This is a genomic window from Agromyces ramosus, from assembly GCF_030817175.1.
GTDB classification, from domain to species: Bacteria; Actinomycetota; Actinomycetes; order Actinomycetales; family Microbacteriaceae; genus Agromyces; species Agromyces ramosus_A.
This window is the reverse complement of the sequence record NZ_JAUSYY010000001.1, coordinates 387,078-411,177: the sequence shown is the minus strand read 5'-3', so window position 1 is coordinate 411,177 and position 24,100 is coordinate 387,078. Positions and strand designations below refer to the sequence as shown.

Annotated in this window: 13 protein-coding genes and 1 tRNA gene; 10 read left to right on the top strand and 4 right to left on the bottom strand. The window is 71.1% G+C overall.

Annotated features, from left to right (window positions below):
* Window positions 1-47: 47 nt before the first annotated feature.
* Together QFZ26_RS01915 and QFZ26_RS01910 are read left to right on the top strand one after the other, a co-directional pair.
* Window positions 48-3,161, top strand: a complete 3,114-nt coding sequence (locus QFZ26_RS01915; RefSeq protein ID WP_307038790.1) for a UrvD/REP family ATP-dependent DNA helicase — start codon at window positions 48-50, stop codon at window positions 3,159-3,161.
* Window positions 3,158-6,466 carry an ATP-dependent DNA helicase gene (locus tag QFZ26_RS01910; RefSeq protein WP_307038789.1) on the top strand — a complete coding sequence of 1,103 codons (3,309 nt, stop codon included), beginning with the start codon at window positions 3,158-3,160 and terminating at the stop codon, window positions 6,464-6,466. Before QFZ26_RS01915 ends, QFZ26_RS01910 begins: the two co-directional genes overlap by 4 nt.
* Here the strand turns inward: QFZ26_RS01910 and QFZ26_RS01905 are convergent.
* Window positions 6,391-7,626 carry a phosphotransferase gene (locus QFZ26_RS01905; protein ID WP_307038788.1) on the bottom strand — a complete coding sequence of 412 codons (1,236 nt, stop codon included), beginning with the start codon at window positions 7,624-7,626 and terminating at the stop codon, window positions 6,391-6,393. The two genes, QFZ26_RS01910 and QFZ26_RS01905, sit on opposite strands and share 76 nt — an antisense overlap.
* 86 nt (window positions 7,627-7,712) lie before the next feature.
* On the opposite strand from QFZ26_RS01905, the gene nudC reads away from it, so the two are divergent.
* Both nudC and QFZ26_RS01895 read left to right on the top strand, forming a co-directional pair.
* Window positions 7,713-8,666, top strand: a complete 954-nt coding sequence (gene nudC, locus QFZ26_RS01900; protein WP_307038787.1) for an NAD(+) diphosphatase — start codon at window positions 7,713-7,715, stop codon at window positions 8,664-8,666.
* Window positions 8,663-10,435 carry an ATP-dependent helicase gene (locus QFZ26_RS01895; protein ID WP_307038786.1) on the top strand — a complete coding sequence of 591 codons (1,773 nt, stop codon included), beginning with the start codon at window positions 8,663-8,665 and terminating at the stop codon, window positions 10,433-10,435. The genes nudC and QFZ26_RS01895 overlap by 4 nt, the downstream gene beginning before the upstream one ends.
* A gap of 847 nt (window positions 10,436-11,282) precedes the next feature.
* Here QFZ26_RS01895 and QFZ26_RS01890 read toward each other — a convergent pair.
* Window positions 11,283-12,602, bottom strand: coding sequence for a zinc-dependent metalloprotease (locus tag QFZ26_RS01890; RefSeq protein WP_307044883.1), 1,320 nt, complete (start codon window positions 12,600-12,602; stop codon window positions 11,283-11,285).
* Between the two features lie 220 nt (window positions 12,603-12,822).
* On the opposite strand from QFZ26_RS01890, the gene QFZ26_RS01885 reads away from it, so the two are divergent.
* The 4 genes from QFZ26_RS01885 (at window position 12,823) to QFZ26_RS01870 (ending at window position 17,560) form a co-directional block, all read left to right on the top strand.
* Window positions 12,823-13,938, top strand: coding sequence for a YlbL family protein (locus QFZ26_RS01885; protein WP_307038785.1), 1,116 nt, complete (start codon window positions 12,823-12,825; stop codon window positions 13,936-13,938).
* 79 nt (window positions 13,939-14,017) lie between these two features.
* On the top strand, window positions 14,018-16,948 hold the full coding sequence (locus QFZ26_RS01880; protein ID WP_307038784.1) for a UPF0182 family membrane protein: 2,931 nt from the start codon (window positions 14,018-14,020) through the stop codon (window positions 16,946-16,948).
* 105 nt (window positions 16,949-17,053) lie between these two features.
* A complete protein-coding gene (locus tag QFZ26_RS01875; protein ID WP_307038783.1) occupies window positions 17,054-17,428 on the top strand; it encodes a DUF1304 family protein in 375 nt (124 codons plus the stop codon).
* Window positions 17,429-17,483: 55 nt separating this feature from the next.
* A tRNA-Met gene (locus tag QFZ26_RS01870) sits at window positions 17,484-17,560 on the top strand.
* 151 nt (window positions 17,561-17,711) lie between these two features.
* Here QFZ26_RS01870 and QFZ26_RS01865 read toward each other — a convergent pair.
* On the bottom strand, window positions 17,712-19,817 hold the full coding sequence (locus QFZ26_RS01865) for a hypothetical protein (RefSeq protein WP_307038782.1): 2,106 nt from the start codon (window positions 19,815-19,817) through the stop codon (window positions 17,712-17,714).
* Window positions 19,818-20,081: 264 nt separating this feature from the next.
* Between QFZ26_RS01865 and QFZ26_RS01860 the strand changes: the two genes are divergently transcribed.
* Window positions 20,082-20,930, top strand: coding sequence for a carbon-nitrogen hydrolase family protein (locus tag QFZ26_RS01860; RefSeq protein ID WP_307038781.1), 849 nt, complete (start codon window positions 20,082-20,084; stop codon window positions 20,928-20,930).
* Here QFZ26_RS01860 and QFZ26_RS01855 read toward each other — a convergent pair.
* Window positions 20,917-22,134, bottom strand: a complete 1,218-nt coding sequence (locus QFZ26_RS01855; RefSeq protein WP_307038780.1) for an aminotransferase class I/II-fold pyridoxal phosphate-dependent enzyme — start codon at window positions 22,132-22,134, stop codon at window positions 20,917-20,919. The two genes, QFZ26_RS01860 and QFZ26_RS01855, sit on opposite strands and share 14 nt — an antisense overlap.
* Before the next feature lie 176 nt (window positions 22,135-22,310).
* On the opposite strand from QFZ26_RS01855, the gene QFZ26_RS01850 reads away from it, so the two are divergent.
* Window positions 22,311-24,011 carry a S1C family serine protease gene (locus QFZ26_RS01850; protein WP_307038779.1) on the top strand — a complete coding sequence of 567 codons (1,701 nt, stop codon included), beginning with the start codon at window positions 22,311-22,313 and terminating at the stop codon, window positions 24,009-24,011.
* Window positions 24,012-24,100 lie beyond the last annotated feature (89 nt).

Here is a 24,100-nt window from a genome sequence, read left to right as displayed (position 1 = left end):
CGGCCCGTTCGCGTTCACTGTCGGCGGAACCCCATAACGTTGCGGGCATGCAGGCCACCGCACCCTCCGTCGAGCAGCTGCTGACCCTCGCCGAGGGCGAGCACGCAGCGGTCTTCGGGGCTCCCGGCAGCGGCAAGACGACGCTGGCCGTCGAGCTCCTCGCCGACCGGGTCGAGCGGCTCGACTACACCACCGACGAGGTGCTCGTGGTGTCGGCGACCCGTGCCGCGGCGACGTCGCTGCGCGACGCGCTCGCGGTGCGGCTCGCGGTGACGACCCGGGGGCCGCTCGCCCGCACGGCCAACTCGATCGCATTCCAGCTCGTGCGTGCCTACACCGGGGTGCCGGTCACCCTGCTCACCGGAGCCGAGCACGACCAGATCGTCGGCGAGCTCCTCGAGGGCGGCATCCGCGACGGATTCGGGCCCGACTGGCCCGACCCCCTCACGCCCGAGGTCCGCATGCTGCGGGGCTTCCGCTCCGAGCTCCGCGACCTGCTCATGCGGGCCGTCGAGCACGGCGTCGGCGCCTCTGGGTTAGCGCGGCTGGGTGCGCGTGCCGGCCGGGCCGAGTGGCTCGCCGCAGCCGACTTCCTCGCGGAGTACGACGAGGTGAAGGCGCAGTTGCGACCCACCCAGTTCGACTCGGCCGAACTCGCCGCCTACGCCGCCGCGATCGTGCGGCGCAGCATCATCGAGCCCGAGGCAGCCGCCGCGCTCGGCACGCTCGCGGGCCTGCGGCTCATCGTCGTCGACGACGCCCAAGAGGCGACCGAGACGACCGCCGCGCTCCTCGGCGCCTTCGCGGCCCGCGGCGTCACCGTGGTCGCATTCGGCGATCCAGACGTGGCGAGCAACGGGTTCCGCGGCGGCCGGCCCGAACTGCTCGGCTCGCTCGGCGCCGTGCTCGACGGGGCGGCCGTGCGCCGGGTCGACCTCCCCGCGGTGCACCGCGGGCGCGCCGCGCTCCGCACGATCGTGCAATCGGCGACCGCGCACATCGGCACGGCGCTCGGCGGCGCGCATCGGTCGGCGCAGCTGGCTGGCGCCGATGGCCCCGACGACGATGCCGATCCGCTCGCGCCGGTACTCGGCGTCGAGGCGCCGTCGCACGCGGCCGAGTGCCAGTCGGTCGCCGCAGTGCTGCGCGAGCGGCACCTCCTCGACGGCGTTCCGTGGTCGTCGATGGCGGTCGTGCTGCGTTCCGGCGGCGATGTCCCGGCGTTCGAGCGCGGGCTCGCCCTCGCCGACGTGCCGACGGCCGGCAGCACCGCCCGCACCGCGCTGCGTGATGCGCCGGCCGCCGCCGCGCTGCTGAACGCCGCCTCGCTCGCGCTCGATCGTGAGCCCCTCACCGCGGAGTCCGCCGTCTCGGTGCTCACCGGGCCGCTCGGCCGACTCGACGGCGTGGGGCTGCGGCGATTGCGTCTCGCGCTGCGCCACGACGAGCTCGCATCGGGCGGCACGCGCACCGGCGACGAACTCCTGGTCGACGCGCTCGGCGCACCGGGCGGCTTCGAGACGATCGATGCCGCACCCGCCCGCCGGGCCGCGAGGCTCGCGAAGCTCCTCGCCGCCGCGCGCAGTGTCGCGCTCGAGGGCGGCACGGTCGAAGAGGTGCTGTGGGCGCTCTGGGACGGCAGCGGCCTCGCCGGCGAATGGGGCTCGCAGGCGACGGGCACCGGCGTGCTCGCCGAAGAGGCGAACCGTGCTCTCGATGCCGCCGTCGCCCTCTTCGCCGCCGCACAGCGCTTCGTCGAGCGCGAGCCCGGCGCGCCTGCCACCCGGTTCATCGACGAAGTGCTCGCGAGCGAGCTGCCAGAAGACTCCCTGGCCCCGCAACGCAGTGCCGAGACCGTGCTCGTGACCACGCCGCCGGCACTGATCGGCCGGGAGTTCGACGTCGTCGTCATCGCCGGGCTCCAAGACGGCGTATGGCCGAACCTGCGTCCGCGCGGCACGCTCCTGCATTCGGCGCTCCTGCCGCGCGTGGCCACTGCAGCGTGGTCCGGCGCGCCCCTGCCGGGCCCCGAGTCCGTCGCCGAGGCACGCGCCTCCGTGCGCGGCGACGAACTGCGCCTGTTCGCACTCGCCGCCTCCCGCGCGCGGCGCCAGCTCGTGCTGAGCTGCACCGCCAACGACGACGAGCAGCCGTCGATGCTCATGGCCTACGCACCGCGCCGAATCCGGGCCACGAGGCGCAGGCCGCTGCACCTGCGCGGCCTCGTCGGCGCGCTCCGCCACGAGGCGGTGGTCGCCGGCGACGGCGAGGCCGCGGGCGCGCTCGCGTTGCTGGCCGAGGCCGGCGTTCCCGGAGCGCACCCCGACGACTGGTACGGCCTCGCCGAGCCGTCGACCGTCGCGCCGCTGGTCGACCTCGACGGCGACCCCGAGGCGCTCGTGCCGGTCTCGCCGTCACAGATCGATCGCGCCGAGGAGTCGCCGCTCGGCTGGTTCGTCGACCACGTCGCCGCTCCTCCTTCGGGACTCGCCGCGTCGATCGGCACCATTGTCCATGCCGTCGTCGAAGAGGCGGCGGCGCGTCCCGACGGCGACACGAGCCTCGAGACGCTCTGGGCCGCAGTCGAAGAGCGCTGGAAGGACCTCAGGTTCGAAGCCGGCTGGGTGGCCGAGCGCGAGCGCCGGGGCGCACGCCGCATGGCCGAGGGCGCCGCCGAGTACCTCGAGCACTTCGCCGATGACGGCAAGGTGCTCCTCGGCGCCGAGGGACGATTCACGCTCGTCGTCGACCGCGTGCGCATTTCCGGAACCATCGACCGCGTCGAGGCGTCGGCCGACGGCACCACCGTCATCGTCGACCTCAAGACGGGGCGCACGCCGCCGACCGCCGCCGAGACCGCTGCGCATCCACAGCTCGCCGCCTACCAACTCGCGACCCGCGCCGGCGAGGTCCCGAATGCCGGCGTGCACGGCGGTGCCAAGCTCGTGTACCTCGCAAAGCCCAGCCGCGGAGTCGCCTTCACCGAACGCGCTCAACAGCCCTTCGACGACGAAGCCGAGACCGCCTTCCGTGCGCGCCTCACGGCGGTCGCGCGCACGATGGCGGCCGCCGAGTTCGACGCCCCGGCCGATGCCGGCCCACGCTCGCGGTTCGGCGGCTGGACCTACCGGGTGCACCTCGTCCCGGCGGTGTCGGCATGAACGCGACCACTCCGGCGAACGCCGAGGGCACCACTGGTACCGGCCTGCGCGCCGAAGCGATCGCCGCACTCCTCGGACTGCATGCACCGACCCCCGAGCAACGTGCCGTCATCGAAGCCGACCCCCGGGGCCAGAGCATCGTGGTCGCCGGCGCGGGCAGCGGCAAGACCGAGACCATGGCGAACCGGGTCGTGTGGATGCTCGCGAACGGCCACGTCGCGGTCCCCGAGGTGCTCGGCCTCACCTTCACCCGCAAGGCCGCCGGCGAACTCGCCGAGCGCGTGCGCGAACGCATCGCCCAGCTCGTCGCCGAGGGCATCGCCGACGTCTCGCTCGACCCGCTCGAATCCGCCTCCGTGGGCACCTACAACGCCTTCGCCAGCTCGATCTACCGCGAGCACGCCATGCTGATCGGGCGCGAACCCGACGCCGCGGTGCTCGGTGAGGCATCCGCGTGGCAGCTCGCCCGCTCGGTGGTGGCCGCATCCGACGACCCACGCCTCATCGAGCTCGATGCGTCACTCGACCGGGTCACAGGCGCGGTGCTCTCGCTCAGCCGTGCGCTCGCCGAGAACGTGGTCGACAGCCGCGACGTGCACGCCATGGCCCGCGACTTCCTCGCCATGCAGGGGCTGCCCATCGAGGCCCCGCGCAAGCGCACCGACTTCGCGTCGTTCGTCGACGCGCTCGGCGTGGTCGACGCGCTGCCGCCGCTCCTCGACCTGGCCGACGCCTACGCGGCGGCCAAGCAGGCACGGGGCTTCGTCGAGTTCTCCGACCAGGTGGCGCTCGCCCTGGCGATCTGCGAGGGGCATCCCGCTGTCGTCGAGGCCCACCGCGAGCGGTATCGCACGGTGCTGCTCGACGAGTATCAAGACACGAGCGTCGTGCAGACGCGACTCCTCGCGACGCTCTTCGGCGGGCAATCGGTCATGGCGGTCGGCGACCCCGACCAGTCGATCTACGGATGGCGCGGGGCGAGTGCCGCGAACCTCGCCCGGTTCGGTCGCGACTTCGCCTCCGGGGGCGACGCTGCCGTCTACGACCTGTCGACGAGCTGGCGCAATCCGCGCATCGTGCTCGACGCGGCGAACGTGCTCATCCGCCCGCTCGACGCCGGCATCCCGAAGGCCGAGCTCACCGCGTCGCCCTTCGCCGGCGACGGCCGCATCGACTGCTCGTGGTCGGAGACCATCGAAGAGGAGGCGCAGCAGGTCGCCGACTGGTTCGCCAGCCGGCTTGCGCTCGGCGCCGAGGGCTCGGTGCCGAGCGGGGCATTGCTCTGCCGCACGTTCACCGATGTCGGGATCTTCACCGCGGCGCTCCGAGCGCGAGGTGTGCCGGTGCACGTGCTCGGCATGGCCGGGCTCCTCGACCAGCCGGTCATCGCCGACCTCGTCTGCGTGCTCCGGGTGCTGCACGACCCGACGGCCGGGTCCGAGCTCATCCGCGTGCTCGGCGGCGCGCGGTGGCGCATCGGCGCGGCCGACCTCGCGGCCCTGCACGGGCTCGCGAAGTGGCTCGCCGACCGGGACCTCGCGGCCCAGCGACTCGCCGACGACATCCGCAAGGGACTCCGCGCGTCGATCTCACCCGACGAGTCGCCGTCGATCGTCGACGCGCTCGACTTCGTGCTCACCGCACCCGACACCCACTCGGCACTCAAGGCCTTCACCGAGATCGGGCTCGCCCGCATGCGACGTGCCGGCGCACAGTTGCAATCCCTCCGCAGGCGTGCCGGCCTCGGGCTCGTCGACTTCGTGAGCCTCGTCCAGCAGGAGCTGCTCCTCGACATCGAGGTCGCCTCGAATGCCACGCAGCCGCTCGGTGGCCCGAGCCTCGAAGCCTTCGATGAGCTGCTGGCCGGCTTCGCCGATGTCTCCGAGCATCCGACGCTCGGCGCCTTCCTCTCGTGGCTGACCGAGGCCGAGCAGCGCGATCGCCTCACTCCCCGGCACGACGAACCCGAACCGGGTGCCGTGCAGGTGCTGTCCATCCACGGCTCGAAGGGCCTCGAATGGGACATCGTCGCGATCCCGCGCCTCGTCGCCGATGAGCTCCCGTCGAAGCCCCGATCGACGAAGGGATGGCTGGCGTTCGGCGAGTTGCCGAACGAGTTCAAGGGCGACCGCGATGAGCTGCCCGAACTCCAGTGGCGCGGCGTCCAGAGCCAAGCCGAGTTCGACCAAGCGGTCGCGGCGTTCGCCGACGAGAACCGTGCCCGTCACGCCGACGAGGAGCGACGCCTCGCGTACGTCGCGCTGACCCGAACCCGCTCCGAGCTGTTCCTCTCGGGCTCGTGGTGGTCGACACAGAAGGCGCCGCGCCCACCGAGCCCGTTCCTCCGCGAGCTCGCGCAAGCCGGCGTGCTCGACCTCTCCTGGCTCCCGTCGGCGCCCGTCGCCGACGAGAACCCCCGCGATGGAGCGATCGCTCCGGTCCGCTGGCCGCTCGACCCGCTCGGAGCGCGCCGCGACGCGGTCGAGGCGGCAGCGTGCGCGGTGCGCGAGGCGGCACGTCGTCCGAGTGGTGCCGGCATCGGCCCGCAACTGGCGGAGCAGCTGAAGCTGCTGCTCGAAGAGCGCCGTCGCCGGTTCGAAGGCCCGGCCTCGGCAGAGATCCCGGCGCGCGTTCCGGCATCGCGGTTCAAGGACTACGTCGACGATCCGGCCGCGGTGGCGGCGGCGCTGCGACGCCCGATGCCGCTCCGCCCGTTCCGGGCGACGCGCATCGGTACCCTGTTCCACGAGTGGGTCGAGCACCGCTCGACGGGTGCGATCGAGGCGTCGGCGATCGACGAGCTCGAACTCGGCGGCAGCGGCGCCCTCGACCCAGACGCCGGCGCGGGCCAGTTCGTGGCCGATGCCGCGCCCGAGCGTCTCCGTGCCCTGCAGGCGACGTTCGCAGCATCCGAGTGGGGCGGTCGCCGGCCCATCGCCGTCGAGCTCGAGCTCCACCTTCCGATCGGGCCGAACGTCTTCGTCTGCAAGCTCGACGCGGTCTACGAGGTGCCCGAGGGCACTGCGCTCGCCGCACGCGGCATCCGGTACCAGGTCGTCGACTGGAAGACCGGCAAGGCACCGGCGAGTGCACGCGACCTCGAGCTGAAGCAGACCCAGCTCGCGCTCTACCGCCTCGCCTATGCCAGCTGGGCGGGCGTCGAACCCGAGACGATCGACGCCGTGTTCTACTTCGTCGAAGACGACCTGGTCGTGCGGCCCGACGAACTCTACGACGAGGCGGCGTTGCGGCGGGCCTGGGCGTCGGTCGCGTCGTCGGTGTCGCCCGCGTCGGCCCCGGTCTGAGCGTCACTGCTCGGCGGCGTCGCGTCACCCCAGTCGCTGAGGTCGAGCGGGATCGGTGCCGTGGCATCCTGCGGGGTCGAATCGCGTTCACCGGCAGCGTGTCGCTCGAGATCGGAGAAGTCGTAGGTGTCGGTGAGCATGCTGCCCCCGGCCTCGCGAGGAACGTGGCGGCGCGGGGTTCCGTCGAGGAGACGCTCGACGTCGTCGACCGTGAGGATCGGCCCGGTCTCGGGAGACAGCGGCTCGCTCGATCGGTCGTGCACGCTCGACACGAGTCCGTCGAGCAACGCGACCGCGTCGGCCATGATCGCGTCGTCGCGAGCCTCGACGCCGTGGAGCAGCCATCGGGCGAGCTCGAGTTCCCCGTAGAGCAACGCGCGCTGCGGCAGGTGCGCGTCGGCACCGCCCTCGCGAGCGGTGACGTACGCCTCCAGTGCGCGCTCGGCCGATGCGCCGCGCGAGGTGAGCAGCCAGTGCAGGTCGCGCGCCGGGTCGCTCTGCGACAACGCCGACCAGCCGATCACGCCAGTGACCCGCTCACCGTCGACGAGGATCGAGTCGGCCGTGAGCGAGCCGTTCACGACCGTGGGCTTGAAGCGCCAGAGCGCGGAGTCGTCGGTGGCCTCCTCCCAACGCCTGAGCAGCGCCGCGGGGAGCCGGCCGGTGTCGGCGGCGCGTCCGATGAGCGCGACCACGGCGTCGCGGGCCTCCTCGGCGGTCTGCTTCGGGAGGCCGGCTTCGGCGATGAATCCGCTCGGCAGCGCGTGGATCGCGGCGATCGCGAGCCCGACCGATTCGGCGAGTCGCTCGGGCTCGGTGAGCTCATCAGCGGAGCGCACCGAGCCCGGCACGAACTCGGTCACGACGGCGCGAGTACCGTCGATCGGCGCCTGTCCGACGAAGACGGGAACCTCGAACGGCAGGCGCGAGCGGATGCCGGGCGTGAGCGCCCGGAGCGCGATGAGGTCGGCGGACTGCTCCGACTCGGAGGCCTGCGACCGCGGAGCGCGGATCAGCAGGTGGCGTGCCTCGGCGGTGCGGAGCAGGACGGCGTCGTACGCACCATGGCTTCGGCGCGTGTGCAGCCGTGCGGCCTGCACCTCGAGTCCGGGCACCGCCGCGGTGGCCAACGCGGCTAAAGTGAGAGGGGGTCTGGCCATGGCACACAGCTTAAGCAGGCATCGCCGAGCGGTGGGCGACCGCCACGCCTTCCCGCCGACTCCGCCCGATCTGCGAGAGGTGGCACGTGTCCGAACCGACGTTCCCGCCGCTCACCCGACCGGCCATCGACCGTGACGCAAAAGCGCGCAGCGACGCAGGATTCGAGGCGGCGTTCGACGCCGATCCGGCCGCACGAGTCGTCGCACTCCACCGCGGCACGGCGCTGCTCGAAGAGCGGGTCGACGGCTCTGCGCCGCGACTCGAGCTGCGGCATCCGAGTGAACTGCCCGCTCCGCTGCTTCGCTGCTACCTGGGTCGCGACACCGAGGCGCGCTACGAGTTGTGGTTGTTCGACGAGGCGGCGGCACACGGCATCGAACCCGAGGCGGCGCGCTGGGAGGGCCTCCGGCACGCGGCCGCCGCGCTCGACGGCCGCGACGCGGCGCTCTTCACCGCGGCCCTCGCGATCGCGAACTGGCACGAGGGCCACGGGCACTGTCCGCGGTGCGGCGCGACGACCGAGCCGACCCAGGCCGGCTGGGCGCGGCGGTGCACCCGCGAGGGCAACCTGCTCTTCCCGCGCACCGATCCCGCGGTGATCGTGCTCGTCACCGACGACCGCGACCGCGTGCTGCTCGGCTCGAACGCCCTCTGGGAGCAGCATCGCTTCTCACTGCTCGCGGGCTTCGTGGAGCCGGGGGAGTCGCTCGAGGCCGCCGTCGTCAGGGAGCTCGGCGAGGAGACCGGCCTGCCGGTCGACCACGTCGAGTACGTCGGCTCGCAGCCATGGCCGTTCCCCGCGAGCCTCATGCTCGGGTTCACCGCGAGGCTCGAGTCGGGCATCGAAGCCGCGACCGCGACGCCCGACGGCGAGGAGATCCTCGAGCTGCGCTGGTTCACCCGCGACGAGCTCGTCGGCGCGCTCGCCGACATCACCCTCCCGGGTGAGACCTCGATCGCACGGTGGCTCCTCGAGCGCTGGTTCGGCGGGCCCATCGGCGCTCCGGAGCATCAGGTCCTGCCGTGGACCACGTCGTGACCGAGACCTCAGACCCCCTCCTCGACGTCCTCGACGACGAGCAGCGGGTCGCCGCCGAGGCGCTGAACGGCCCGGTCTGCGTGCTCGCGGGCGCGGGCACCGGCAAGACCCGCGCGATCACCCATCGCATCGCCTACGGGGTCACGTCCGGTGCCTACGACCCGGCGCGCGTCATGGCGTTGACGTTCACCGCGCGTGCAGCGGCCGAGCTGCGGGGGCGGCTGCGCGCACTCGGCGCGGGCGCGGTGCCCGCGCGCACGTTCCACGCCGCGGCGCTCGCCCAGCTGAACCACTTCTGGCCGATCGTCGTCGGCGGTCCAGCCCCCCGCATCCTCGACTACAAGGGCCGGCTCCTCGGCCAGGCCGCCGAACGCGCGCGAATCCGGGTCGACGCGCCGACGCTTCGCGACGTCGCCGCAGAGATCGAGTGGCGCAAGGTGAGCGCGCTCGGCCCCGAGGCCGCGACCACCCGGCTCGCCACTCGCGGCGCACCCGGCGATCTCACCGTCGAGCAGTTCACGACGCTGGTCGAGGCCTACGAGGCCCTGAAAGACGAGCGCCGCATGCTCGACTTCGAAGACGTGCTGCTCGCGACGGCCGGCATGATCGAATCCGAGGCATCCGTCGCCATGCAGGTGCGCGAGAGCTATCGCCACTTCATCGTCGACGAGTACCAGGACGTGTCGCCCGCCCAGCAGCAGCTGCTCGACCTGTGGCTCGGCGGACGCCGCGACCTCTGCGTCGTCGGCGACGCGAGCCAGACGATCTACTCGTTCGCGGGGGCGACCCCGACGTACCTGCTCGACTTCGAGCGGCGCTTCGAAGATGCGACGGTGGTGCGACTCGAGCGGAACTACCGCTCGTCGGCCGCGATCGTCGGGCTCGCGAACCGGCTGATGCGCGGGCGGGCGGGCGCGCTGCGGCTCGAGTCCGTCATCGATTCGGATGCCCCGTCGAAGCAGCAGCGGCAGCACCCTCCCTCGGCCGAACCCTCGATCACCGAATACGCCGACGAGCTCTCCGAGGCGCGGGGCGTCGCGACCCGCATCAGGGCTCGCATCGACACCGGCGCCCCGCCCGAGTCGATCGCGGTGCTCATGCGCGTGAACTCGCAGTCGGCGATCCTCGAGCGGGCGCTCGAGGAGGTCGGCGTGGCGTCCCGGGTGCGCGGCGCGGCTCGATTCTTCGACCAGCCCGAGGTGCGCGAGGCGGTGCACGCCTTGCGGGCGGCCGCGCTCACCATCGCGGGGGAGCCCCTCTTCAAGTCGGTGAGCGATGTGCTGCGCGGGCTCGGCATGACGGCCCAGGCGCCAGAGGGACCGGGCGCGGTGCGCGCACGTTGGGAGTCGCTGAACGCGATCGCCCGGCTCGTCGACGACGCGCCGCCCGGAACGACGTTCCGCATGTTCGCCGACGACCTGCGGGCCCGCGCCGAGGCGCAGCACGAGCCGACCGTGTCGGCCGTCACCCTCGCGACGCTGCACTCGGCGAAGGGCCTCGAGTGGGACGAGGTGTTCATCGTCGGACTCAACGAGGGCATGCTGCCGATCGCCTATGCGAAGGGCTTCGACGCCATCGACGAGGAGCGGCGGCTGCTCTACGTCGGCATCACGCGGGCACGGCGGCGACTCGAACTGAGCTGGGCACGTCGCGGTGGGCATCGAGGCGAGCGGGAGCCGTCGCGCTTCCTCCTGGAGCTCGGCACCCGCACTCGGGATGCGGCCGATGCGCGCGGCGCTGCGGCGGCGCGCCCTGCCCGGCGAGGGTGATCGACGCACTCGCGAGGGCGGTCACGTCGTGCGCCAACCGGTCGTCGACGACGGATGCCGCGACGCCTGCAGCGTCGAGCACCGCCCGTGCCGTGCGACTCGCGGCGGGTCGTGACGCCAGCTGCGCGGCGATCACCGGCCACGCGGCATCGTGGTCGCGACGGCTGAGGTCGAGACACCGCAGACACGGGCCGACGCCCGGCTCCACGAGCGGGCCGACGCGGGCTCCGGTGTCGTCGAAGACGATCGCGAGGTGCGGCACGTCGTGGCGGAGCCACGGCAGGTGCCGAGCGGGCGCGATGACCCATGCCGCCGCGATCACGACAAGTCCCACCCCGGGTGCGGGCACCCCGTCGATGAACGCGTCGCGCGCGCTCGCGATCGCGTAGCCGAGGGCCGCGAGGTTGGCGGCGATGCGTTCGGACGTCGAGTCGTCGGCGTCGAGCGCCACGAGCGGTCGTCGGCCGTGCTGAACGGATGTCGCGGCATCCGCTCGCCCTGCTGATGCCTCGAACGCGGGGGCGAGGGTGTCGAGCAACCGGGTCACCGCCTCAGGGGAGCCGCCGAGGCCCCCGCCGATGGTCTGCAGCGTCGAGAGGGACGCCCCGTGCCGCAGCGCGGCGATGAGGCCGGTCTCGAGCTCGCCGGGGTCGGTCAGCACGACGCGGGGGACGGCGGCGCCGAGCTGCAGCTCGTTCGGAGTGCGCCAGACGAGGGGAAGGTTCGGGTCGATGCGCGGTGCCATGCCGAGAGCATGCCCGAATCGCGCAGCTCGCCGGTGCATCCGTCCACAGGCCGCCGGATCAGGCCGCAGAGTCCAGCCGATCAGCCTGGCGTTCGGACCGGATCAGCCCTTCGGCTCCTCGCCGTCTTCGCCGGGCGCCGCCGGCGTCTCGCCTCGAAGGAGCTGCTCGAGCGCCTGGTCGAACTCGTCGTCGGCTTCGGACTCCGAGGTGTCGGCGCCCGTGAGGCGCGCGATGAGGCGGCTCGGGTCGTCGAGGTCCTCGCTCGTCGGCAGGAGGTCGGGGTGCGACCAGAGCGCGTCGCGAGCCTCGACGCCGACCGCCTCGGTGACGGCCCGCCACATGGCGGTCGCCTCGCGCAGCCGGCGCGGCCGGAGCTCGAGACCGACGAGCGTCGCGAACGCCGACTCGGCGGGGCCGCCCGACGCGCGGCGGCGGCGGATGGACTCGGCGATCGCGTCGGACTTCGGCAGTCGGCCGGTGGCGTCGGCGGTGGCGGCGTCGACCCAGCCCTCGACGAGCGCGAGCATCGTCTCGAGGCGGGCGAGCGCTGCCTCCTGGGCCCCGCTCTTGGGCCGGATGAGCGCGCCGTTGACGACGGCGTTGCGCAGCTCTTCGGTGTTCGCTGGATCGAATCCCTCGGCCAGCTGCTCGAGGCGCTCGAGGTCGATGTCGATGCCACGGGCGAAGGCCGTGATCGCCGTGATGAGGTGGAGTCGCAGCCAGCGCGCGTGGCGGAAGAGCCGGGCGTGCGCGAGCTCCCGCACCGCGAGGTAGAGCTCGACCTGATCGGTCGGGATGTCGAGTCCCTCGCCGAACACCGCCGCGTTCTGCGGCAGGATCGCGGCGCGGCCGTCTTCGAGCAGTGGAATGCCGATGTCTCCGCCCGAGACGACCTCGGTCGCGAGCTGGCCGACGACCTGCCCGAGCTGCATGGCGAACAGGGCGCCGCCGATGCCGCGCATCATTCGGCTCGCGCCCTCGATCATGGCGCGCATCTCTTCTGGAGCCTGCTCGCTCATGACCCGCGTGAGGGCGTCGGAGATCGAGAGGGCGACGGGTTCGGCCAACTGCGACCAGATCGGCATGGTCGCCGCCACCCACGCTCGCCGCGTGAGGAGCTCGGGGGTCGTGGGCAGTGCGGAGAAGTCGACGGCCTCATCGAGCCAGAGCGCCGCGACCTGGAACGCCTGGTCGAGGCGTGCGCGCTGCTCGTCGGTGATCTGCTGCTGGCCGGATGCCGCGCGCTCCTCGCCCTGGCGGAGGGCGACGTCCCAGTCGATGCCGTCGCCGCCGCGGTTCATCGCCTGCTGCAACTGCCCGAACAGGGCGGCGAGGCTCGCCGGGTCGTTGGGAAGGCCGGCCGCCCCTGCGAGGCTCGACGGATCGATGCCTCCAGCGCCCGAGAGGAGCTCACGGAGCATCTCGCGGAACTCGTCTTCGGGGTTCCGGTCGCCAGGCTCATCGTCCCGATCGGCCACTGTCGCCACCTCCAAGTCGCGTCCCCTCAACCGTAACGCCGGGGCACGGCCGCGAGTCTGGGAAATGGCCTAGGCTGGGCGTTCCGGCTGTCCGCCCTTCGCGAACAGTGCCGGCACCCGGCGCTCGCATGCGGCGACGTCCCGTCGCCCCGGAAGGAACACGATGGCCCTCTTCACCGACGAGCCGTCGGCGATCCCAGCCAGGCACGATCGGCGTTCACGCGGCGAGCGCATCGGCTGGGGGGCCATCACGCTCGCGGTGGCGATCGCGGTCGTGTTCGCGCTGCTGCCGTCGCCGTATGTCATCGAGCAGCCGGGCCCCGTCTACGACACGCTCGGCGTCGCGAAGAACGGCGATGACGAGGAAGTGCCCCTCATCGAGATCCCCGATGAGACCACCTATCCCACCGACGGCGAGCTGAACCTCCTCACCGTCTCGGTGGTCGGCCGTCCGGGGCAGACGCCGAATTGGTTCGAGGTGCTCCTCGCGTGGGCCGACCCCACCCGTTCCGTGGTGCCGGTCGAGGCGATCTTCCCGCCCGGCCTCAGCGATGAAGACCGCGACGCGCAGAACCAGGCCGCGATGGTCGACTCCCAGCAGGATGCGATCGCCGCCGCGCTCGTCGAGCTCGACATCGACTTCACCCGCGAGGTCACCGTCGTCGGACTCCTCGACGACTCGCCGGCCGACGGCGTCATCGAAGAGGACGACGTGATCCTCTCGCTCGACGGCACCGACGTGAACTCGATCGGCGAGCTCCAGCACGCGGTCCGCGAGCACGGGTCGGATGCCCCGGCGTCGATCGTCATCGAACGCGACGGCGTCGAGCAGACCGTCGAGGTGACGCCGGTCGAACGCAACGGCACCGCCGTGCTCGGCGTGGGGGTCCGCATGCACTATGAGTTCCCCTTCGAGGTCGAGCTCCAGCTCGACAACGTCGGCGGACCGAGTGCGGGCATGATGTTCGCACTCGGCATCGTCGACAAGCTCACTCCCGGCGCGATGACCGGCGGTGAGATCATCGCGGGCACCGGCACGATCGACTCGGTCGGCGCGGTCGGCGCGATCGGCGGCATCCGTCAGAAGCTCTGGGGGGCGAGGGATGCCGGTGCCGAGTGGTTCCTCGCACCCGAGGTGAATTGCGACGAGGTGACCGGCCATGTGCCCGACGGCGTCTCCGTGTTCGCCGTGAAGACTCTCGACGAGGCACGCACGATCGTCGAAGATCTCGGCGACGGCGAGTTGACGGGCTCCTACCCGTCGTGCCCCGCGGCCTGAACAGGCGATTCCAAGCGAGCGACTCTAGGATGGAGTCCCGATCCCGTCCCGACCGAACATGAGGCCGAGAGTGTCAGCAATGCCGCAAGAACCGAGGACTTCGCGCCGCCGTGCGCCGATCGCCATCACCGTCGGAGTGGTGGCCGCGCTCGTCATCGCGTTCTTCGTGTTCACCGGACTCTACGCCGACGTGCTGTGGTACGACCAGCTCGGCTACCTCCCGGTGCTCACCACCGAATGGATCGCGCGCCTCGTCCTGTTCGCCATCGGCTTCGTCGCCATGGCCGTGCCCGTGTGGGCGTCGATCCAGCTCGCCTACCGCACGCGGCCCGTGTACGCGAAGCTGAACTCGCAGCTCGATCGCTACCAGGAGGTGTTCGAGCCGCTGCGCCGGCTTGCGATGTACGGCATCCCCGCGGTGCTCGGCGTGTTCGCCGGGGTCTCGGTGTCGAGTCGTTGGGAACTCACCCTCGCCTGGCTGAATCGCACGCCGTTCGGCACGACCGACCCGCAGTTCGGCTTCGACGTGGGCTTCTACGTGTTCGAACTGCCCTTCTACCGCTCGATCGTCGGCTTCGCCTCGGCAGTGGTACTGCTCTCCGTGCTGCTCGTCATCGCGACGAACTACCTCTACGGCGCCATCCGCGTGAGTGGACGCGAGGTCGTCATCTCCAAGTCTGCGCGCGTCCAGATCGCCGTGACGGCGGGCATCTACCTGTTGCTGCAGGCCGTGAGCATCTGGCTCGACCAGTACGCCACCGTCTCCGAGACGGGCTCGCTGATCACGGGCGCCGCGTACACCGACGTGAACGCGACGATCCCCGGCCGCGGCATCCTGGCCGCCATCGCCGCGGTCGTCGCAGTGCTGTTCTTCATCACCGCGGTGATCGGTCGCTGGCGCCTGCCGCTCGTCGGCACGGCGCTCCTCATCGTCTCGAGCCTGCTCATCGGCTCGCTCTACCCGTGGATCGTGCAGCGCTTCCAGGTCGACCCGAGTGCACGGTCGCTCGAGGCCCCGTACATCCAGCGCAACATCGACCTCACTCGCGACGCCTACGACGTGGCCGATGTGGAGCAGATCCCGTTCGAGGCGAAGACCGACGCCGAGCCGGGCGCACTCCGTGCCGACGCGACCACGACGGCGAGCATCCGCCTCATGGACCCGCTCGTCATCAGCCCGGCGTTCCAGCAGCTCGAGCAATTCCGCCAGTACTACCAGTTCCCCGAGGCGCTCGATGTCGACCGATACCAGATCGACGGCACGACGCAAGACACCGTGGTGGCGGTGCGTGACGTTGCGCTCTCGGGACTCGGCGACGCCGAGACCTGGTTCAACTCGCACCTCGTCTACACGCACGGGTACGGCCTCGTCGCGGCCGCCGGCAACCAGCGCTCAGTTGACGGCCAGCCCGTGTTCCTGCAATCGGGAATCCCCTCCACGGGTTCGCTCGGCGACTTCGAACCGCGCGTCTACTTCGGCGAGACCTCGCCGCCCTATTCGATCGTCGGTGCCCCCGAAGGCGACCCGCCCGTCGAGCTCGACTATCCGGCCGGCGGCGGCAACGAGGAGCAGACTCAGACGACATTCGCCGGCGACGGCGGTCCGAAGCTCGACAACGTCTTCACCAAGCTCGTCTATGCCCTGAAGTTCCAGTCCGAGCAGATCTTCCTGTCCGACCAGGTGAGCACCGACTCGCAGATCCTCTACGACCGCGAACCGATCGAGCGTGTGCAGAAGGTCGCGCCGTACCTCACGCTCGACTCCGACACCTACCCCTCGGTCGTCGACGGGCGCATCGTCTGGATCGTCGACGGCTACACGCTCACCGATCAGTTCCCGTACTCGAACAAGGTCAGCATGAGCGACGCGATCGCCGACAGCGAGGGACTCGCCCCCGCCCTCGCGTTCGACGAGATCAACTACATCCGCAACTCCGTGAAGGCCACCGTCGACGCCTACGACGGCACTGTCACGCTCTACGCGTGGGACGACGAGGACCCGATCCTCCAGACGTGGCAGAAGATCTTCCCCACGACGATCAAGCCGATGAGTGAGATGTCGGGCGAGCTCATGAGTCACGTGCGCTACCCAGCCGACCTCTTCAAGGTGCAGCGGGCCGTACTCGGTCGCTACCACGTGACCGACGCCAGCGCGTTCTACTCCCGTGAAGACGCGTGGACGACCCCGAAGGATCCGACGGCGCCGGCGGCGAGCACGCTCCTGCAGCCGCCGTACTACCTGACGATGCAGATGCCGGGCCAGGACGTTCCGGCGTACTCGCTGTACTCGACCTTCATTCCCGAGGCGCGCGGCGACCAGAGCCGCAATGTGCTGCGCGGCTACCTCGCTGCAGATGCCGATGCCGGCAGCACCGACGGCGAGCGAAGCGACGGGTATGGCAAGCTCCGCCTGTTGACGCTGCCCGAGGACGACAGCGTCCCAGGCCCGGGTCAGGTGCAAGCGCAGTTCAACGGCGACCCCACCGTGTCGCAATCGCTGAACCTCCTCGCGCAGGGCCAGTCCGACGTGATCAACGGCAACCTGCTGACGGTGCCGGTCGGCGGCGGCCTGCTCTACGTGCAACCGGTGTACGTGAAGTCCACGGGCAACACGAGCTACCCGCTGCTGCAGAAGGTGCTCGTCGCGTTCGGTGATCAGATCGCCTTCCAGGACACGCTCGACCTCGCGCTCGACGTGCTGTTCGGAGGCGACTCCGGGGCTGATGCCGGCGACAACGAGGTCGAGCCCGGAACCGAACCCACGCCGCCCGAGGGTGAGCCCACGACGCCCACTACGCCCACCACGCCGAACGACGAGGTGCAGGCCCTGCTCAATCAGGCCTCGCAGGCGTTGAAGAACAAGCAGGCCGCGCTGGCCGAGGGCGACTGGGCCGCCTATGGTGCCGCCGACGCCCAGCTGGCCGAGATCATCGCGAAACTCCTCCAGGCCACCTCGACCGAGGGCACCTCGACCGAGGCGCCCGCGACCGAGGCGCCGACCGCAGAGTAGTTGCACCATTCTGCGTGAGTCGGGTCGGCCGCGGCCGGCCCGACTCAGGGTGTGTCATCCGCTTTGGGGGTTGCCCTGGAACGGTGGCGAGAGCACACTGACCGCATGAACACCGCTGCGCAGGTGCTCACCATCGTCGAGGGACTCGTGCTCATCGGTGTCGGGGTGCTCGAGGCGTTCGCGTTCCGCAACCAGCGATTCCGCCGACTCTTCCTCATCCGGCCAGAAGACACCGAGACCGTGCGGCTCTGGGTCGTCAATGCCGGCTTCTCCGACATCGTCTGGGGGGTCGGTGCGCTCTCCGGCGTCGTGCTCGTGAACCTCGGGCAGGAGCAGGTGGGGCGCGCCCTCGTGATCTTCGTGAGCATCGCAATGATCGTGCTCGGGTTCGTGCTGCTCTTCACCGAGCTGGGGCTGTGGAAGACTGCGGCGACCCAGGTGCTGCTGCCGGTACTCGTGCTCGTCGCGATGTCGTTCTGACCCCCGCGCTCGATTGGACGACGGATGCACCGCATGCTAGTGTTATCTCTTGTGCCGCGGGGTGGAGCAGTTCGGTAGCTCGCTGGGCTCATAACCCAGAGGTCGTAGGTTCAAATCCTGCCCCCGCAACCACGAAGGCCCGGAATCATCACGATTCCGGGCCTTTGCTCTGCGCTGGCCGGCGCCAGACACCCGACGCGTCCCGCCCGTATAGAGGTGAGAAGATCCCGGTCCGAGTGAGACCGGGATCCTCGTCACCTCACGGCAGCAGAGCCCTGTGGACTCAGCCCTTCTTGCCCTTTCCGGTGTTCGTGACGTTGAGCGCGTAGCCCGCGTCGAGGAACGTCAGGTCACCCGTCGGCAGGTTCGAGACGAGTGTCGCGAAGTCACGGTTCGGACCCTTCGCGCACGTGGTGTCGAAGCCGCCTTGTGTGATGAGGTCGCCTTCCAGCCGGTACACGTGGTTGCCCGCCTCGTCGACGATCTCGAACGAGGAGTCGACTCCCGGTGTGAGGTCGCAGCGCGCGACGACCTGAAGCGTCCAGTTGTTGTCCTGGAGTCCGGTCGTCTCGAACCACTCGCCCTCGGCCGAGGTGAGCGACACGGGCTGCCCATTGACGAGCACGTCGTCGACGAACCATCCGGTGTCGAGGTAGGCCGCATCCGTCGAGTACCGGAACCGCACATCGGTCGTGCCTGCAGGCACTTGCGCCGTGTAGTGCACGTACACCGGCTCGTCGACGAAGTACTCGCCGCCCGACGTGCCAGTGATGCCGTTGCCCTCGGTGTTGTTGCCATGCGGGTCGTCGTTCGTGGTGACGACGGCGCCCGAGTCGTCGATGAGGGGCACCGTGACCCACTCGCCGCCGACGAGCGCCTCGACGAACCCGTAGTCCCAGCCCTCCTCGATGAAGTGCCACGTCCAGAAGTCGAGCGACGTGACCGGGCCGGCGACCTCAGCGTCGAGGATGTTGTCGGCCTGGCTCTCGTATCCCGCGTACCAGTGCGTCTCTCCGGTGTGAGGTGCGATCCGCGTCGTGTCGTCGCCGTCGAGCGAGACGGCGACGTTCGGACCCGGGTTGCGGAACCGCTCGACCTGCAGGCCGTACGGCAGGGCGATGGAGCTCTGCCCGTTCGCGCGGCGCAGCCACTTCGCCTCGGGCTGAGCGCCCTGGTTCGAGCCGCGGCCGCCCCAGAACTGGTCGTCGGCGATGTCCATCGTCCAGCTCGTGAACGCCGGGTCGCCGAAGTCCACGGCCTTGATGTCGAAGCGGTCGGATGCCTCGTCGTCGAGGTATACGGCGACGGCCCAGTCCTGGTACAGCTCGTCCGCCGCCCGAAGCCCGGCGCCCGTCTGGGCGTTGAACTCGTCGATCGCGGCCTGCACGCCCTCCATGCCGTCGGCCTGGTTCTCGAAGATCAGCTTGATGAGCAGGTCGCCGCCGGCGGCGTCGTAGCTGAGATCGGGCTCGTACGTGCCGTCGCCGTTGCCGCCAGCCTGCTCCCACAGGTACTGGAAGAAGGTGTACGCAGCGCCGTAGTTCGCGAGCGACCCGCCCCATCTGGTGAGCGAGGTCTCGGCGTAGAACACCTGGTGATTGCTCAGGTGCGAGCCGCCCACGTCGTAGCCGTTGAGGAACACGGCGAAGTCGGCGAGCCCCTCGTCGACCCACGACAGCTCGCCGGGGTCGCTGTAGTTGTGCAGCAGGTGCTCCAGTTCGTGGGCGATGACGCCCTCGTAGAGCGTGGGCTGGTCGTTGGCGGGGTCATCGTCGTTCCACGGCGAGTCGGCCGGCCCGACCCGGTTCGCCCAGTCGAAGGCGTCGATCACGATCGCGTTGATGCCGGAGGTGTCGATGAATTCCGGAGCGAAGTACCCCGCCGTGTAGGTCGTCTCCTCGCAGTCGTAGTAGTTGGCGTCCTGCACGTTGTAGACGACCATGACGAGGGAGTCGCTCGCCGGTTCATCCGGGTTCGCCGCACCCATGAGTCCGAAGTGCTCCTCGTCGACGGCGACGATCTGGTTCGCGAGCTCGTCGCCCATGTAGTCGATCTGCGCTTGCGTGAGGGTGAAGTCCTCGGCTTCCGCGGCCGCACACGGGACGAACTCGTCATCGGGAGTAGGGTCATAGGCCGGGTCGAGGCTCGCAACGCCGGTCGGGGCCGTGCCGTCGAGCGGAGTGCCCTCGGGGACGTAGATGTAGACGGGCGTGCCGTCGGGGGTGACCCCGGCGTAGACCCGCGTGAAGTCCTGGTCGTAGGTGCCACCGGCTTCACTGTCGTTGATGGGAAGGGTGAGCGTCGGCTCGCCCGGAAGGTTCTCGTGGTCGTCGGCATTCGCCGGTGCGGCGGCCGTTGCCACCAACGTGACGGCGATCGTGCCGCTCATGACGGCGCCGATCGTTCGGCGTGGAACTCGGAGCACGGCAGTGTCCCCCTCTTTCATGGCCCCACCGAGCCCAGACGGTCTGCCTTCCTCGAGCGGGGACCGATCGGATGCCGGATGCCGCGACGGTGCGGCTCCCGGGTTGAACCGGGTCATTCAAACACGAGGTTTCCTTCATGAAAAGGGGTTGCCAGCAATGTGAAACCGCTCTCCGAGTGCGCGGAGACGACGGTGCGCCGAGGCGCGATCGCCGCCTAGGCTGTCGGCATGCAGAGCGACACGACCGGATTCGCGATCGCCGTCGCGCAATTCGCGCCCGGTGCCGATTCCGAGGCGAATCTCAGTGAGATCACCCGCCTCGCCGAGCTCGCCGCTGCACGAGGGGCCCGACTCGTCGTGTTCCCCGAGTACTCGAGCTTCTTCACGCCTGAGCCGGGGCCCGAATGGCACGCTGCGTCGGAGCCGGTCGGCGGACCGTTCACGGAGCGCCTCAACGCGCTCGCCGATCGTCTCGGCATCCACCTCGTCGCGGGGCTGATCGAGCGCATCGACGGCGACGGGCGCCGGGTCGGCAACACCGTCGTCGCGGTCGCCCCGGGCGAGGGTGTCGTGGCGCGGTACCGCAAGCTGCACCTGTACGACGCGTTCGGGCAGCGCGAGTCCGACTGGGTGGCGCCGGGCGACATCGCGGCGCCGGAGACATTCGAGGCGGGCGGCATCCGCTTCGGCCTGCAGACCTGCTACGACGCGCGGTTCCCCGAGGTGACCAGGCGCATCGTCGACGCGGGCGCCGACGTGGTCTGCATGCCCGCCGAGTGGGTGCGCGGGCCGCTGAAAGAGGCGCACTGGCGGGTGCTCACCACGGCGCGCGCGATCGAGAACACGATGTACGTCGCCGCAGCCGACCACGCGCCGCCCGTCGGCGCCGGCAACAGCATGATCGTCGACCCGATGGGGGTCGAGCTCGCGACGATCGGCGAGGCGACGGACGTCGCGGTCGCGTGGGTGTCTCGGGAGCGCATCGATGCCGTGCGCCGCGTGAACCCGGCGCTCGCGCTCCGCCGCTTCGATGTGGGCGAGCGAGTCGGACGCGACGAGCCAGTCACCGGGCGCTGAGCCCGGCGAGGCGCCGCGACGCCTCCTCGAGCACCTCGAGCCGCTTGCAGAACGCGAAGCGCACGAGGCTGCGAGAGGCCTCGTGCCGATCAGGATGCACGAATGCCGTCACCGGCACCCCCACGACGCCCGCGAGCTCGGGCAGCTGCCGGCAGAGGGCCGCACCGTCGTCGTGGCCGAGCGGTGCGGCGTCGGCGACGATGAAGTAGCCGGCCTCGGGAAGCGACACGGCGAAGCCGGCCGCCGTGAGCCCCGCTGCGAGCACGTCGCGTTTCGCGCCGAGTGCGGCTGCGGCATCCGTGAACGAGGAATCGGGCAGGCCGAGACCCACGGCGATCGCCGGCTGGAACGGTGCGCCGTTCACGAACGTGAGGTACTGCTTCACCGCGAGCACACTCGTGACGAGTGAGGCGGGCGCGGTGAGCCAGCCGATCTTCCAGCCGGTGGTGCTGAACGTCTTGCCGCCCGACGAGATCGAGATCGTTCGCTCGCGGGCGCCGGGCAGGGTGGCGATCGGCACGTGCGGTGCGCCGAACGTCAGGTGTTCGTACACCTCGTCGGTCACGATGATCGCGTCGTGGCGGGTCGCGAGCTCGACGACGAGCGCGAGCGTCTCGGGGTCGAGCACGGCCCCGGTCGGATTGTGCGGGGAGTTCACGAGGATCACGCGGGTGCGGTCGGTGACGGCGGCGCGCAGTTCGTCGGGATCGGGCCGCCAGTCGGGGAACCGCAGCGGCACCGTGCGATGCACGCCGCCGGCTCGGGCGATGAGTGCCGCGTAGGCGTCGTAGTAGGGCTCGAACGTGACGACCTCGTCGCCGGTGTCGACGAGCGCGAGCAATGTCGCGGCGAGCCCCTCGGTGGCGCCGGCGGTCACGAGCACCTCGGATGCCGCGTCGAACTCGAGCCCGTACCAGCGCCGCTGGTGCGCGGCGATGGCCTCGCGCAGCACCGGCGCCCCGATGCCGGGCGGGTACTGGTTGACCCCGTCGGCGATCGCCTGGCGGGCGGCCTCGAGCACGACGGCCGGTCCGTCTTCGTCGGGGAACCCCTGGCCGAGGTTGATCGCACCGGTTCGCATGGCGAGCGCACTCATCTCGGCGAAGATGGTCGCAGCGATCGTGCCGTCGGCGGCGAGGAGGCCGGCGCCGGCCGCCGTCCGCTGCCACGGACGCAGGCCGGGCGCAGGGGAGAAGTCGCTCACGTTCACACCGTACGCGAGGGTGCGGCGGCTACGCTGGCTAGGCGCCGACGGGTCGCCTCGGCAGGGCTCGTCGACGTACGGACGAATCACTGCTCGGGCATAGTCGGATCACAGACTCCGCCGATGCGGCACACAGCTTCCGGCGGGATGCTGGCATGGCTTTGGAAGGAGCAGACATGACCGACAACACTGACGGCCCCACGGGAGAGGCCCGCGAGCGCAACGCCGCCGAGCCCGCCGCCGCGGCCGAGACCGCTGCAACGTCGGCGCCCGCCGAGGGCGTCGAGACTCCCGCCACCTCCGCCACTCCGGTCGCTCCGGCCACCGCTGCCGAGCCCGAGCCGGCAGCAACGGCCACGCAGGCCGAGCCGGCCGCCGCCGCGCCCGCTGCTCCTGCCGAGCCGGCCGCTGCGGCCGCAGCGCCTGCCGCCCCCGCGACGGGCACGGTCTACCACCCCGGCCAGGCACCCCAGCCCTACCACGCACCGCAGTACGAGCACCAGACCGCTTCGACGGCGCCGGTGTCGGGGCAGGTGCCCCCCGCATTCGGCGGCCCGCAGGCCGCGCCGCCGTCGCAGTACGCGACCCAGCCGACCGTGCCGCTCGCCGGCGCACCTGCGCAGGGCACGACCGCTGAGCCTGCGCCGAAGCAGCGCCGGGTCGGCCTCGGCATCGCGGCCGCCGTGGTCGCTGCGGCGCTCATCGGTGGCGCGTCTGGTGCGGGCATCACCGCCCTCGTCGTGGGCAGCCAGTCGCCCGCCTCGAGCGAGGGCGCCGACGCCCAGAGCATCGTCGTGAACGACACGGACTCCGTGAACCAGATCACCGCCGTGGCCGCCAAGGCGAGCCCGAGCGTCGTCACGATCTCGGTTTCGGGCGGCCAGTCCGGCGGCACGGGGTCGGGCGTCATCCTCTCCGACGACGGCTACGTGCTCACCAACACCCACGTGGTCACCCTCGACGGTGCCACCGGCGACCCGGCGATCCAGGTGAAGACCGATGACGGGCGCCTCTACGACGCCGAGCTCGTCGGCACCGACCCGCTCTCCGACCTCGCCGTGATCAAGCTCGTGGATGCCTCCGGCCTCACGCCGCTCGAGTTCGCCGACTCCGACAAGCTCGATGTCGGCGACACCGCGATCGCGATCGGGGCCCCGCTCGGCCTCTCCGGCACGGTCACGAACGGCATCGTGAGCGCGCTGAACCGATCGATCGACGTCGCGTCGTCGGCGGCACCCGAGACGCCCGACGACTCCCAGGGCGACGGCAGCGAAGGCGGGGGCGAGGGCGAGCAGTCCGACCCGTTCGACTTCTTCTTCGACCTGCCCAACCCCGACGGCGGTGAAGAGCAGCAGCAACCCACCGCGTCCGGCCAGGTCGCCCTTCCGGTGATCCAGACGGATGCCGCGATCAACCCCGGCAACTCCGGCGGGGCGCTCGTCGACTCCGAGGGCAGGCTGATCGGCATCAACGTGGCGATCCTGTCGGCCGGCGGCGCCCAGGCCGAGGCCGGCAACATCGGCGTCGGCTTCGCGGTCCCGTCGAACCTCGCCGAGCGCATCGCGAACGAGATCATCGAGAACGGCGCAGCCACGCACGGCCTGCTCGGTGCGACGGTCACGTCGGCCGAGGCCGAGGGCTCGAGCGACACGGTCGGCGCCCTCATCTCCGAGGTCAGCCCCGATGGCGCCGCGGCGAAGGCCGGCCTGCAGGCCGGCGACGTCGTGACGGGCTTCAACGGCGTGCCGATCACCGACCAGACCGACCTCACGGCGCAGGTCCGGGCACTGCCGGGCGGCGCGACCGCCGACATCACGTTCACGCGCGATGGCGAGTCGCAGACCATCGACGTCACGGTCGGTACGTTCGAGGGCTGATCGCAGCACCGCGGATGCCGCACGGCGGGGCCGGATCTCCACGATCCGGCCCCGTCGTTCCCGTCCGCCGATCGGGCCCCCGACGGACG

Coding starts and splice junctions, on each gene's coding strand:
- QFZ26_RS01915 (WP_307038790.1), top strand. CDS start 48: ATGCAGGCCACCGCACCCTCCGTCGAGCAGCTGCTGACCCTCGCCGAG.
- QFZ26_RS01910 (WP_307038789.1), top strand. CDS start 3,158: ATGAACGCGACCACTCCGGCGAACGCCGAGGGCACCACTGGTACCGGC.
- QFZ26_RS01905 (WP_307038788.1), bottom strand. CDS start 7,626: ATGGCCAGACCCCCTCTCACTTTAGCCGCGTTGGCCACCGCGGCGGTG.
- QFZ26_RS01890 (WP_307044883.1), bottom strand. CDS start 12,602: ATGCTCCGTGAGCTCCTCTCGGGCGCTGGAGGCATCGATCCGTCGAGC.
- QFZ26_RS01885 (WP_307038785.1), top strand. CDS start 12,823: ATGGCCCTCTTCACCGACGAGCCGTCGGCGATCCCAGCCAGGCACGAT.
- QFZ26_RS01880 (WP_307038784.1), top strand. CDS start 14,018: ATGCCGCAAGAACCGAGGACTTCGCGCCGCCGTGCGCCGATCGCCATC.
- QFZ26_RS01875 (WP_307038783.1), top strand. CDS start 17,054: ATGAACACCGCTGCGCAGGTGCTCACCATCGTCGAGGGACTCGTGCTC.
- QFZ26_RS01865 (WP_307038782.1), bottom strand. CDS start 19,817: ATGAGCGGCACGATCGCCGTCACGTTGGTGGCAACGGCCGCCGCACCG.
- QFZ26_RS01860 (WP_307038781.1), top strand. CDS start 20,082: ATGCAGAGCGACACGACCGGATTCGCGATCGCCGTCGCGCAATTCGCG.
- QFZ26_RS01850 (WP_307038779.1), top strand. CDS start 22,311: ATGACCGACAACACTGACGGCCCCACGGGAGAGGCCCGCGAGCGCAAC.